The following is a 12,207-nucleotide window of genomic DNA, read 5'->3' as shown; positions in this document are numbered from 1 at the left end:
GTGCTGTGAGTTCATGCCATCGGTCTTTGCTACGGGGCGCGTCATGGATGCCGGCGATCGAACCTGCGCAGGAGCAGGCGTGGCGCGCGAGGCAACATGCCGAGCACGAGGCGCGTGTGCATGGCGGTGATGCGCGCGTTGTCGCGCCACATGCGGAAGTGCGAGAGGCCGTCTTCCGGGTAGATCACGCGGGTGGGGAGGTTGCGCACGGGCACGCCGCGCCAGTAGAGGCGCACGGCGATCTCTGTGTCGAAGTCCATGCGTGCGGGCAGTGGCTTGCGGGCGATCTCCGCACGCGTCTCGTCGAGCGGATAAAGCCGGTATCCGCACATCGAGTCGTCGATGTCGAAGGACAACGTCTCCAGCCACACGAAGGCGTGGGTGAGGTATCGGCCATAGAGCCGCGCACGCGGCACGGAGTCGTCGTAGATCGGGCGGCCACACACCATCGCTGCTGGCGCGGCGCGGCCTGCCTCCAGGAAGCGTGGCACGTCCGCCGTGTCGTGCTGGCCGTCGGCATCGATCTGCAACACATGGCTGAAGCCGGCCTCGTGCGCGGCGAGGAATCCGGCGGTAAGCGCGGTGCCCTTGCCGCCGTTCCTCGGCAGCCGAATCAGGTGCAGGTCGTCCCGCCCGGCCACCAGACGGTCGAGCGCGTCACGCGTTTCCGCGTTCGAACCATCGTCCACCAGGAACACGGGAAGGCCATGCGCGGCGAGGGCGTCGGCTGTCGCGCCCGCGGTGCGGCCATGGTTGTAGACGGGTACGACGGCGCAAGGCGCGAAAGGTCGCGCCGCGGCGTCACGCGGTCCGGGCCTGCCCGCCATCGGTCCGCTCAGCGGGTGAGCAATGCCTGCACGGTGGCGACCACGTCGCCCACCGTACGCACGCTCTTGAAGTCTTCCGGCTTGATCCGGGTCCCCGTCATGTCCTGCACCTGGATCGCGAGATCGATCGCGTCGATGCTGTCCAGTTCCAGGTCGGTGAAGAGGTTGGCTTCCGGAGTCACCTTGGCCGGGTCGATTTCGAAGGTCTCGTGCAGGACCGACCGAAGGCGAGCGAGGACATCGTCGGAAGTGAAGGTTTCGGCTGGGATCGCGCTCATAGCTCGGTTAAGTCCATTTCATCCCCGGATGGCCGGCAGGCCCCTTTCGCTGAAGGGTGCCGTGCGTCATCACCGAGGCGACGAAGGTGATCGGAAAGGCTCTGGTTGTCTCCGCCCCGTGGGCGGCTCCCCTGGCCCAAAAGCACCGCGTAGGCAAAGCCTTACAAGATCCCTTGGGTGGAGAAATTGTAACAGATCACGCTCCGGAACAATGCTCCGGTTCAGCATGGACAACGATCACCGGACGATGCCGGACACTGTCCGGACGGAACGGTCGCGGCGTCCGCGGACAGATAGGCGCTGCGCGGGCCATCGCGCGAGATGGCTCTGCAATGCGCTGTACAAGGCATTCCGGTAGTTGGCACGCCTCTTGCGACATACCTCCCGAGACCCCTTCCATCATTGTCCGAGGAGACACACCATGAAGTACGAAGCCGCCATGCTGAAGACCTTCTTCGTCGCCGCCGTCCTGACCTGCCTGCTGACCCTGGGCGCGATGGTCACGTCGCAGACCTCGATCGCGACGCAGGCCGTCGTCGCGCTGCGCTGAACCAGCGCGCCGAAACAAAAAAGCCGCCGGGGGCGCCGGCGGCTTCTTGCAGCATCCCAGACGCGATTACTGACCGCGCATGCGGCCCTGGAAACGCGGTGCGCCGTTGCCCATGTGCGGCAGGCGGATCTTGCCGATGGCGCTGATGCGCTCCTCGGCCATGCGGTCCGCCGCCTTGTAGGTGGGGATCTTGTCTCGCGACGAGATTTCGAAGATGCGACCCACGTTGTAGTAGATCGTGCGCATCATGCGCATGGCGCGCTCGCGGTTGTAACCATCGATTTCCAGCGAGACGTTCATCACGCCACCGGCGTTGACGGCGTAGTCCGGAGCGTAGAGCACGTCGCGGCGGGCGAGTTCGTCGCCGATCGCGTCGGTGGCCAGCTGGTTGTTGGCCGCACCGCAGATGATCTTCGCCTTGATGCGGTCGATGGTCTGCTCGTTGACCGTGCCGCCGAGGGCGCACGGGCTATAAACATCGGCGTCCACGTCGTAGATCTCGTCGAGGCCCACGGCTTCGCAACCGAGTTCGTCGACGCAGCGCTGCACGGCGTCCTTGTTGATGTCGGTGACGAAGACCTTCGCGCCCTGCTCGCGGAGCAGCTTGATGAACTCGCTGCCCACGTGGCCGCAGCCCTGCACGGCGTAGCTGTACTTGCCCACGTCCTCGTTGCCGTGCTTGTGCTGCAGCGCGGCCATCAGGCCCTGCAGCGTGCCGAAGGCGGTGAACGGGGAGGGATCGCCCGAGCCGCCGTGGACCTGGTGCACGCCCGTGACGTACTCGGTCTCGCGGAAGACGTATTCCATGTCGTTGACGTCGATGCCGACGTCCTCGGCCGTGATGTACCGGCCGTTGAGGGAGTTCACGAAGCGGCCGAAAGCGCGGAACAGCGCTTCGGACTTGTCCTTGGAGGGATCGCCGATGATCACGGCCTTGCCGCCGCCGAGGTTCAGGCCGGCCACCGCGTTCTTGTAGGTCATGCCACGCGACAGGCGCAGCACGTCGTTCACGGCGTCCTGCTCGGTCTTGTAGGGCCACATGCGCAGACCGCCCAGCGACGGGCCGAGCACGGTGTTGTGGATCGCGATGATGGCCTTCAGGCCCGCGTCCTTGTTATGGCAGAAGACGACTTCTTCGTGGCCCGTGTTGGCGATGGTTTCGAAAATCATCGAACGCAAACTCCAGTTACAAGCGGCGTCGGGGCCGCCCTTCAGGTGAAAACCGGCGGTGGGGACCCCCGGTGGAATGTGACCGTCCAAAAAAATCGCCCCAACCTTGCAGGCGGGGGCGATATGTCGTGTCAGCTGCCTAGTTTAAACCCTTGCGGGGCTCCGTGTAGGTGCGCCGCAGCAAGGGCTATCGGTGCCAGCGGCGATCGCGGTGCCAGGTCTCCCGCTCGAAGCGCCAGCCATGGCCGTACGGGCGCCATGCCGGGGCGCGGTAGACGTATCCCGGCCGCGGGGCGTACCAGTGGCCGCCGACCCAGACGTAGCGGCCGCGAGCCCAGTTCCAGTAGCCCGGTGCCCAGGCATAGCCCGCGCGCGGCGGCGGCACGCGCTCGAAGCGCGGCGGGGGCGGTCGGGTGCCCACGGTGACCGAGACATACTCCCGCGCGGCGGCGGGCGGGGTATAGCTCGCGGCGCCGACGGCCAAGCCCAGGGCGGCCACGGCGGCGAGGGTGCGGGTCAGGCTCATAGCTGTCTCCTTGGGACTCCGCGTGGATGCGGGTTCGTGCGCCAGAACGCAGGCTCCTGCGGGCGGGTTGACCGCTGCCCGCATCGTGCGTTCAGGTTCGCCAGGCAGGCGGTTGCGGGATACTCCGCCTCCCGACCTGCCGCCGATCCGATCGATGAAACCAGCTCGCCGCTTCGGCATCCGTACCGTTGCGACCATCCTCGCGCTCCGCCTCGCCTACCGCGTCGGAAGCCGCCTGGCGCCGGCCCGCACCGTGGCGCATGCCGCACGTATCTTCCAAACCCCCTTGCCGAGCAGTCGCGTGCGCGCCGCGCACGCCCTCACGTCCACCACGGCGCGGGAGGCGGCGATCGATGTCGGCGGCTCGCCGATCGCCACCTACGTCTGGGGAGATCCGGCCAAACAGCCATACATCCTCTTCGCGCACGGCTGGTCCAGCCTCGGACTGCGTTGGGAAAGCTGGGTGCCGCAGGTTCTAGCGAAGGGCTGGGCGGCGGTGGCGTTCGACCAGCCCGGCCACGGGAGAAGCGGCGGCGACCTGTGCACGTTGCCCGACTTTGCCCGCACCGTCGGTGCCGTCGCGTGCCATTACGGCGATCCGGAGGGCGTCGTCGCGCATTCGCTCGGCGGCGCGGCCGTGGCGCTCGCGCTGGACGATGGCTGGACGACGAAACGCGTCGTGTTGATCGGTGCGGCGGCAGACGTGCAAGGCGCCACGCGTCGTTTCGCCCGTTTCGTCCGGCTGGGCGAACATCTGCGGCCGGCACTGCACGAGGTGTTGGCGCAGCGAACCGGCGTGGCGATCGACGACCTGCACATCGCCAGGTACGCGTCGAAGCGGACCCAGCCCTTGCTGGTGGTGCACGATCGCGGCGATCCCGAGGTGCCGGTCGACGAAGCGCGCATGTACATGGATCTCTGGCCCGGCGCGACCTTCATGGAAACGAATGGCTTGGGTCACCGTGCCGTCGTGGACGATGCACGAGTGAGGGAGGCGGCGCTGACGTTCCTCGCAGGCGCGTGACCCGCAAGGGGACGCACAACGGTACGCTGCACTGCACCAAAGGGCACCGGCGTCGCCGCAGTAGAATCGGGAACTGCCCACCCGTCGTTCGATCGTCCCCGGAGTTCCCATGAGTTCGCAGCCCAAGCACATTCCCGCCAGCAACACGGACGCGGAGTCGACGCCGCTGCGCTTCGTCACGGCGGCGAGCCTGTTCGACGGGCACGACGCGGCCATCAACATCATGCGCCGGATCATCCAGAGCCAGGGCGCCGAAGTGATCCACCTCGGTCACAACCGGTCGGTGGAAGACGTCGTGCGCGCCGCGCTGCAGGAAGACGCCGACGCCATCGCGCTGTCCTCGTACCAGGGCGGCCACGTGGAGTACTTCAAGTACATGGTCGACATGCTGCGCGAGCGCGGGGCGGGCCATGTGCGCGTGTTCGGCGGTGGCGGCGGCACGATCACGCCGGAAGAGATCAGGGAGCTCCAGGCGTATGGCGTGGAGCGGATCTACCATCCGAACGACGGCATGAAGCTCGGCCTCGTGGAGATGATCGAGGACGTGATGTCGCGCACCCGTGCCGCCGCTGACCAGCGCGTGGAAGTGGCGCCTCAGGCCGCCTCGGTGGACGACGAAATCTCCATCGGCGCCATGCTGTCGGCGATCGAGGAAGACCTGCTGGGCGACGAGGAACTGGCCCGCCTGCGCAGGGAGTGGAAGCTCGCCGGTGGCAAGACGCCGGTGCTGGGCCTTACCGGCACCGGTGGCGCGGGCAAGTCGTCCGTCGTGGACGAGTTGCTGCTGCGCTTCCTCCATGCCTTCCCGGCCATGCGCATCGCCGTGCTCGCGGTCGACCCGACCCGTCGTCGCAGTGGCGGCGCCTTGCTCGGCGACCGCATCCGCATGAACTCGCTGCGCAGCCCGCGCGTCTACATGCGTTCCATGGCCACGCGCCGCCAGCACGCGGCCACGTCGATCGTGCTGCACGACTGCATCGACTTCCTCAAGGCGCAGGCGTACGACCTGGTCATCGTGGAAACCGCTGGCATCGGCCAGAGCGACTCGGAGATCGTCGACCTCGTCGACTTCCCGGTCTATGTCATGACCAGCGAATACGGCGCCGCCAGCCAGCTCGAGAAGATCGACATGCTCGACTTCGCGGAGCTCGTGGTGCTGAACAAGTTCGACAAGCGCGGCGCCGAGGACGCGCTGCGCGACGTGCGCAAACAGTGGAAGCGCAACCGCGCCGCGTTCCAGCTGGCCGATGAGAAGGTGCCGGTTTATCCGACCATCGCCAGCCAGTTCAACGATCCTGGCGTCACCTGGATGTTCGACAACCTCTGCCGCCTGCTGCGCGAGAAGCTCTCGCTGCCCGAGGCGACGTGGACGCCCGACCTCGACACCAGCCTGCGCGAGCCGCGCGCCACCGTGCTCATCCCCGGCAATCGCGTGCGTTACCTCGCGGAGATTGCGGAGCAGGGCCGCGGCGTGAATGCCACGATCGCCACCCAGGCCGCGGCGGCGAGCAAGGCGCAGCACTACTACGAATCGCTGAAGGACATTGGTGACGAGGCGCTGCCGCGCGCGTTCGACCTCTATGACCATGCGCTTCTCACGGTGCACGGCGACCGTTCGCTCATCACGCTGCGCCAGCGCTACAACGAGGCCGTGCGCGAGCTTTCCAGCGAGGCCATCCACCTGCTGCGCGAATGGCCAGGCCGCTTCGAGTCAGTCACCGCGGAGTTCAACGAGTACAAGGTGCGCGACAAGGTCATTCGCGTGGAGAACTACCGCGAGTCGCTGAGCCACCAGAAGATCCCGAAGGTGTCGCCGCCGAAGACGAAGGATTGGGGCGAGTTGCTGTCCTTCCTCATGCGCGAGAACCTGCCGGGCCACTACCCGTACACCGGCGGCGTCTTCCCATACCGCCGGGCTGGCGAGGATCCGACGCGCATGTTCGCCGGCGAGGGCACGCCGGAACGCACCAACCGTCGCTTCCACTACCTCTCGCTGGGGGGCGGCGCCGCGCGCCTTTCCACGGCGTTCGATTCGGTGACGCTGTACGGCGAAGATCCCGCGCCGCGCCCCGACATCTACGGCAAGATCGGCAATTCCGGCGTGTCCATCGCCACGTTGGACGACATGAAGAAGCTTTACTCCGGCTTCGACCTGTCCGCACCCTCGACCTCGGTGTCGATGACGATCAACGGTCCGGCGCCGATCATCCTCGCCATGTTCATGAACACGGCGATCGACCAGAACGTAGAGAAGTACCTCAACGAGGACGCCGCGCGCTGGGAGAAGGCGAACGCACGCATCGCGGAGCTGTATCCGGACGGTAACCGCCCGCGCTACAACGGTGACCTGCCGAAGGGCAACGACGGCCTGGGCCTCGGGCTGCTCGGCGTCTCGGGCGAAGAAGTGGTCGACGCGGAGACCTATGCCCGCATCAAGGAATACACCCTGGCGACGGTCCGTGGCACCGTGCAGGCCGACATCCTGAAGGAAGACCAGGCGCAGAACACCTGCATCTTCAGCACCGAGTTCGCGCTGCGCATGATGGGCGACATCCAGCAGTACTTCGTCGACCACAAGGTACGCAACTTCTATTCGGTGTCGATCTCCGGCTACCACATCGCCGAAGCCGGCGCGAATCCGATCAGCCAGCTGGCCTTCACGCTGTCGAACGGCTTCACCATCGTCGAGTATTACCTCGCGCGTGGCATGAAGATCGACGACTTCGCGCCGAACCTGTCGTTCTTTTTCTCCAACGGTATGGACCCGGAATACACGGTGATCGGCCGCGTGGCCCGCCGCATATGGGCACGCGCCATGCGCGAGCGCTACGGCGCCAGCCCGCGCAGCCAGATGCTGAAGTACCACATCCAGACGTCCGGCCGTTCGCTGCACGCGCAGGAGATCCAGTTCAACGACATTCGCACCACGTTGCAGGCCCTGTACGCGCTGTTCGACAACTGCAACAGCCTGCACACGAACGCCTATGACGAAGCGATCACCACGCCGACCGAGGAGAGCGTGCGTCGCGCGGTGGCGATCCAGCTCATCATCAATCGCGAGCTGGGCCTCAACTTCAACGAGAACCCGTGGCAAGGCAGCTTCATCGTCGACGAACTCACCGACCTGGTGGAAGAAGCCGTCTACAAGGAGTTCGAGGCGATCAGCGAGCGCGGCGGCGTGCTCGGCGCGATGGACACGATGTACCAGCGCGGCAAGATCCAGGAAGAGTCGATGTACTACGAGCACAAGAAGCACGATGGCTCGCTCCCGCTCATCGGCGTCAACACCTTCCTGCCCAAGGACCACGGCGGCGAGATCGCCACCGAAATCGAGCTGATCCGTTCCACGGAAGAAGAGAAGGGCCAGCAGATCGAGAACGTCCTGCTCTACGGCAAGGCCCGCAACGGCCTCGCGCCCGACAGCCTCACGGTCTTGCAGAAGACCGCTCGAGACCGACGCAACGTGTTCGAGCAGCTGATGGAAGCCGTGCAGCACAACTCCCTGGGGCAGATCAGCCACGCGCTTTATGACGTGGGCGGCGAATATCGCCGGAACATGTAAAGGCTCGCACGGCTCAATGCGATCCGCACGCCGCCCCTGCGAATTCTGGGGCTGGCGACTCGAGGCCCTCGGGAACTCCTATGCGCCGTTTCATCGCCGTCCTCTTCCTGGGTCTGTGCACGGTTGCCGCGGCTCAGGCAGGTCAAGGCACGCGCCGGGTGCTCTTCATCGGCAACAGCATCACCTATGTCAACGACCTTCCCAATGCATTTGCATCCTTGGCACCGGAAGGAACGCGGCTCGAGGTAGACATGATCGCCAGTGGCGGCGCGTCGCTGGCGGACGCCGTGCGGGACCCGCTTATCGCCTACACGCTTGCGAAGGGCGGATACACGGATGTGATCCTGCAGGAGCGGGGCGGCGATGCCTTCTGTCCTGCGTCCTGCCAGCAAAAGTCGGGCTTCGGACTTCCCGCCATGCAATCCGCGAAGGAGCTGGCTCGAATGGCCCGTGCCGGCGGAGCGCGCGTCTTCTATCTCGGCACGTGGCAATGGGACAGGGAAGCGAACAGAGCGCTCGAGTTTGGTGAGCGCGCGATTGCGAAGGCCAGCCAGGCAACGTATATCCAGATCGCGGAACCACGCCGCAGGCTGATGCTCGCGCATCCCGGAGAGGCCTGGACGCACGCGGACGGCCAGCATCCGGGCTATGCGACCACGGCAATGATGGTACTCCGGATTTGGGGCGCCCTGTTCGACGTGACGCCGACGGCCGTGCCTTGCGTCGCGGGCGAAGTGCACTATCGGGCCCCGCGCCCGAATGGCGTCCTGCATATCGACCCCTCGCTGACGCCGCGGACGTGCCTCGTTCCCGCTGGCATCGTTCCCGAGCTTGCCGGCGGGATTTGAACTCGACCACCGGTTCGTAGTCCCATGGGGGCTTGGTTTTCGTGGGAGCGGTACGTTGAGCAGTCAGTCGTCGGGTTCGAAGTGGGTCGCGGGAGTCCTGGTCGTGGCGATCGCCGTCGTGGTCGGGATCTTCATGTACCGCGAGAAATTGGCGCGGGACAAGGCGGGTGCGCCTCCGTTCGCGGCGACGAATTCCTCCGCACCCGCCCATGCCGGCACCGTGCGCGATGCGGCGCTGCCGCAGCACCCGATCGGACCCGCCAGCGGATCGACGGCGGGCCTGCCGGCGCTGGACCAGAGCGACGACGCGGTGTTGGCCGGCCTCATGGCCCTCACGAGCGACGACGCGCTCAAGTCACTGCTGAAGCCGCAGGCGATCGTCTCGCGCATGGTTTCCACGATCGACGCGCTGCCCAAGCGCACCATCGGCATGAACATCGTGCCGTTGCGCACGCCCACGGGGCGCTTCCAGGTGCAGTCCGACGACGGCATGTTCGTGGAGTCGAAGAAGAACCTGGCGCGCTACGACACGTACATGTACGTCGCCGATAGGGTGAATCCCAAGGCGGCCGCCGGCTGGTACAAGCGCAACTACCCGCTTTTCCAGGCCGCGTACCGCGATCTCGGCACGGGTGGTTATTTCAACGACCGCTTGATTGAAGTGATCGACCACTTGCTGGCCGCGCCGGAACCCAAGGGAACGTTGCAGCTGATACCCGCGAAGGAAGGCTACGTGTACGCCGATCCGAACTACGAGCAGCTTTCGGTGGGGCAGAAGTTCATGATCCGCGTGGGCTCCGCGAACGAGGCGAAGCTCAAGACGAAGCTGCGCGCGTTGCGCGAGGCCATCGTGGCCGATGCGCCCTCAACCGTGAAGTAGAAACGGCATGTTCGATTAGACCCGTGCGTGCTTGGTGGGAGCCGACCCTGTCGGCGATGGAAGCTCGCCGCAGCCCCCGATCGCCGACTGGGTCGGCTCCCACCGGTCCGCGCCCTGACGACGAAATCAGAGCTTCTTCGACGGATCGCGCACCGGAACATTGATGTTGCACAGGTCGATCTTGCCCGCCGGACGGGTGTAGAAGTCGTCGCGGCGGTTGCGCTTGGCGTCGACCACGGCGGCGAAGGTCTTGCTGTCGGTGCGTAGGACCTGGATCGGGGTGCGTTCCGCTTCGGGCACGTCGGCCGCGAGACGGACGCTCTTGATCGTCACGCGCTGTTCGGGCTTGTCGTAGAAGCCCATCGGTTCGCCGCCACGCGGATAGGCCGAAAGGATCTCCATGCCCTTGATGACCTTGCCGGCCACGGCGAGGTTGCGGTCCAGGTTGCGCGGCGCCTGGCCGATGATGGCGTACAGCGAGCTGCCGTTGCCGCTCTCCGCGCCCGTGTCGCGCGCGACACCCACGGTGCCGTAGCAATGAGTGATCCAGGCTTCGCCCTTGCCGTCGCGCGCGACCGGGAAGCCATCCGAGAAGCCCACTTCCGGTGCATACACATCGCCATCGGGCAACTTGGTAAAGGGGTAGGACTTGCCGCCCTTTCGCGTGAACTCCGGCGCGAGGGTTTCCTTGGCCGTGCCAAGGCTCTTGGCCTTCTTCTTGTCGTCGCCGTCGGGATCGCCCCATTGGGTGACGAAGTTGTCCTGCACGCGGATGACCTGCGTACCGTCGAAGTAATGCTCGCGGATCATCGTGCGGATGTTCGCCGCGTGCAGCGGCGACCAGTCCTGGGCGAGCTCGATGATGACGCGGCCCTGGGGCAGGTCCATATAGACGAGGTTCTGCGGATCGGGCGTGCGCCACTCGGCGGGCGCCGACTTCGCCAGCAGTTCCTTCGGCGTGGGCGTTTTCTTCGCCTCGTCCGCGACCGCAGGCAGGGCGAGGAGGAGGGCGAGCGCGAGGCAGGTACGTGCGAGCATGGGATCCCCTGGGGCGTGTTGACTCCGGGGACGTTAGCAGAGCGTGGGCAAGGAGTCCTAGAGGCCGAGCACGGCCTTTGGCTCCAGGTAGGCTTCCAGGCCGAAGCGTCCATGCTCGCGTCCCAGGCCCGATTGCTTGAACCCGCCGAAGGGCGCCTTCGGTTCGTGCGCAAGCGTGTTGACCAGCACACGCCCCGCGTCGATTCGCGACGCCACCCGGCGCGCGCGGGCCTCGTCCGTGGCGTGCACATAGGCCTGCAAGCCATAGGACGTGTCGTTGGCGATCGCGATCGCCTCTTCCTCGTCGTCATAGGCGATGGCCGAAAGGACCGGCCCAAAAATTTCCTCGCGGGCGATGGTCATGTCGTTGCGCACGTCGGTGAACAGGGTGGGGCGTACCAGCCATCCGCGCGCATGCCCATCCGGCCGCCCCTCGCCGCCGGCAAGCAGGCGCGCGCCTTCGTCGATGCCCTTGCGGATATAGCCCTGGACGCGCTCCCACTGCTTCGCGCTGACCATAGGGCCGACGTCGGTGGAGGGGTCGGCGGGATCGCCAGAGACGACGGCCTCGACGGTCGCCTTCGCCAAGGCCTCGAACTCGCCCAACCGCGCACGCGGCACGAGGATGCGCGTGCCGGCGATGCACGCCTGGCCGCTGTTCATGAAGCCCGCCGCGATCGCGAGCGGCACGGCCTTGGAAAAATCCGCGTCGTCGAGGATCACGCTCGGCGACTTGCCGCCCAGTTCGAGCGTGACGCGCTTCAGCGTATCCGCGCTGGCGCGGACGATGCCTTTACCCACGGCCGTCGAACCAGTGAAGGAGATTTTCGCGATGTCGGGGCTGGCGACGATCTCCGCGCCTACGACGTAGCCACGACCCGTGACGATGTTGAACACGCCCGCCGGCGCGCCCGCTTCGTGCAGCGCTTCCGTGACGATCCTCGTCTGCAACGCGCTCATCTCGCTCGGCTTGATGACCGCCGTGCAGCCCGCGGCGATGGCCGCGGCCAGCTTGCCGCAGATGAAGCCGGCATTGCTGTTCCAGGGCGTGATGAGGCCGGCCACGCCGACCGGCTGCATGACGACATCGGCGGAGCCCATCCGCCGCTCGAAGTCGAAGGCGCGTAGCGTGTCGATGGCTTCGGCGAACACGTCGGCGGCATGCCGGGCCATCCAGCGGCCCCGCGATACGGGCGCACCGTATTCCTCGCGGATGGCGTCAAACAGGTCCGCTTCGCGGGCCAGTACGGCGTCGTGCATGCGTTGGAGCAGGGCGATCCGCTCGTCGATACCGGTCTTCGAGAACGTGGCGAAGGCGCGCTTCGCGGCGGCGATCGCCCGACGGGCGTCCTCCGCGTCGGCCAGGCGCACCGTGCCGATGACGTCCTCGGTGGCCGGATTGAAGAGTTCGAAGCGCTCCTGGCCATGCGGAACGGCAAAGGCGCCGTCGACGTAGATGTGTTCGATGGTGTGCACGAGGGTGTCCTTCGGGAGGGAGGTGTCC

11 protein-coding genes are annotated in these 12,207 nt (G+C 66.3%); 5 read left to right on the top strand and 6 right to left on the bottom strand.

Annotation, left to right across the window (positions count from 1 at the left end; translation table 11 throughout):
- Positions 1-41: 41 nt before the first annotated feature.
- Both ACQKIE_RS15910 and ACQKIE_RS15905 read right to left on the bottom strand, forming a co-directional pair.
- Positions 42-827 (bottom strand): glycosyltransferase family 2 protein, encoded by a 786-nt coding sequence (locus tag ACQKIE_RS15910; protein ID WP_427460854.1) that lies wholly within the window; start codon positions 825-827, stop codon positions 42-44.
- Between the two features lie 8 nt (positions 828-835).
- Complete coding sequence (locus tag ACQKIE_RS15905; protein ID WP_427460852.1) at positions 836-1,105, bottom strand: acyl carrier protein; 270 nt, start codon at positions 1,103-1,105, stop codon at positions 836-838.
- Positions 1,106-1,526: 421 nt separating this feature from the next.
- Between ACQKIE_RS15905 and ACQKIE_RS15900 the strand changes: the two genes are divergently transcribed.
- A complete protein-coding gene (locus tag ACQKIE_RS15900) occupies positions 1,527-1,655 on the top strand; it encodes a hypothetical protein (RefSeq protein ID WP_427460850.1) in 129 nt (42 codons plus the stop codon).
- Between the two features lie 66 nt (positions 1,656-1,721).
- Here ACQKIE_RS15900 and ACQKIE_RS15895 read toward each other — a convergent pair whose 3' ends face one another.
- Positions 1,722-2,825, bottom strand: coding sequence for a Glu/Leu/Phe/Val dehydrogenase dimerization domain-containing protein (locus ACQKIE_RS15895; RefSeq protein ID WP_427460848.1), 1,104 nt, complete (start codon positions 2,823-2,825; stop codon positions 1,722-1,724).
- Positions 2,826-3,012: 187 nt separating this feature from the next.
- Entirely contained in the window at positions 3,013-3,351 is a 339-nt protein-coding gene (locus ACQKIE_RS15890) for a YXWGXW repeat-containing protein (protein WP_427460846.1), read from the bottom strand.
- 154 nt (positions 3,352-3,505) lie between these two features.
- Here ACQKIE_RS15890 and ACQKIE_RS15885 point away from each other — a divergent pair, with 154 nt between their 5' ends.
- From ACQKIE_RS15885 to ACQKIE_RS15870, 4 genes are all read left to right on the top strand, one after another.
- The gene (locus tag ACQKIE_RS15885) at positions 3,506-4,375 is read left to right on the top strand and encodes an alpha/beta fold hydrolase (protein ID WP_427460844.1); all 870 of its coding nucleotides are present in this window, start codon (positions 3,506-3,508) and stop codon (positions 4,373-4,375) included.
- A 109-nt stretch (positions 4,376-4,484) separates the two neighbouring features.
- On the top strand, positions 4,485-7,937 hold the full coding sequence (locus ACQKIE_RS15880; RefSeq protein ID WP_427460842.1) for a methylmalonyl-CoA mutase family protein: 3,453 nt from the start codon (positions 4,485-4,487) through the stop codon (positions 7,935-7,937).
- An 80-nt stretch (positions 7,938-8,017) separates the two neighbouring features.
- Entirely contained in the window at positions 8,018-8,785 is a 768-nt protein-coding gene (locus ACQKIE_RS15875; protein WP_427460840.1) for an SGNH/GDSL hydrolase family protein, read from the top strand.
- A gap of 55 nt (positions 8,786-8,840) precedes the next feature.
- A complete protein-coding gene (locus ACQKIE_RS15870; RefSeq protein ID WP_427460838.1) occupies positions 8,841-9,665 on the top strand; it encodes a DUF3014 domain-containing protein in 825 nt (274 codons plus the stop codon).
- 126 nt (positions 9,666-9,791) lie between these two features.
- Here the strand turns inward: ACQKIE_RS15870 and ACQKIE_RS15865 are convergent, their stop codons facing one another.
- Together ACQKIE_RS15865 and ACQKIE_RS15860 are read right to left on the bottom strand one after the other, a co-directional pair.
- Entirely contained in the window at positions 9,792-10,703 is a 912-nt protein-coding gene (locus ACQKIE_RS15865) for a peptidylprolyl isomerase (RefSeq protein WP_427460836.1), read from the bottom strand.
- 57 nt (positions 10,704-10,760) lie between these two features.
- Complete coding sequence (locus tag ACQKIE_RS15860; RefSeq protein WP_427460834.1) at positions 10,761-12,179, bottom strand: aldehyde dehydrogenase family protein; 1,419 nt, start codon at positions 12,177-12,179, stop codon at positions 10,761-10,763.
- Positions 12,180-12,207: the final 28 nt, after the last annotated feature.

It is taken from the genome of Luteibacter sp. NPDC031894 (genome assembly GCF_050273135.1).
GTDB lineage: Bacteria > Pseudomonadota > Gammaproteobacteria > Xanthomonadales > Rhodanobacteraceae > Luteibacter.
Note: the sequence above shows the minus strand (reverse complement) of the source record. Positions and strands in the feature narration are given on the sequence as shown.

Excerpts from the sequence above, each read along its gene's own strand:
- ACQKIE_RS15900 (WP_427460850.1), top strand. The coding sequence starts at position 1,527 with ATGAAGTACGAAGCCGCCATGCTGAAGACCTTCTTCGTCGCCGCCGTC.
- ACQKIE_RS15885 (WP_427460844.1), top strand. The coding sequence starts at position 3,506 with ATGAAACCAGCTCGCCGCTTCGGCATCCGTACCGTTGCGACCATCCTC.
- ACQKIE_RS15875 (WP_427460840.1), top strand. The coding sequence starts at position 8,018 with ATGCGCCGTTTCATCGCCGTCCTCTTCCTGGGTCTGTGCACGGTTGCC.
- ACQKIE_RS15880 (WP_427460842.1), top strand. The coding sequence starts at position 4,485 with ATGAGTTCGCAGCCCAAGCACATTCCCGCCAGCAACACGGACGCGGAG.
- ACQKIE_RS15905 (WP_427460852.1), bottom strand. The coding sequence starts at position 1,105 with ATGAGCGCGATCCCAGCCGAAACCTTCACTTCCGACGATGTCCTCGCT.
- ACQKIE_RS15895 (WP_427460848.1), bottom strand. The coding sequence starts at position 2,825 with ATGATTTTCGAAACCATCGCCAACACGGGCCACGAAGAAGTCGTCTTC.
- ACQKIE_RS15890 (WP_427460846.1), bottom strand. The coding sequence starts at position 3,351 with ATGAGCCTGACCCGCACCCTCGCCGCCGTGGCCGCCCTGGGCTTGGCC.
- ACQKIE_RS15865 (WP_427460836.1), bottom strand. The coding sequence starts at position 10,703 with ATGCTCGCACGTACCTGCCTCGCGCTCGCCCTCCTCCTCGCCCTGCCT.
- ACQKIE_RS15910 (WP_427460854.1), bottom strand. The coding sequence starts at position 827 with ATGGCGGGCAGGCCCGGACCGCGTGACGCCGCGGCGCGACCTTTCGCG.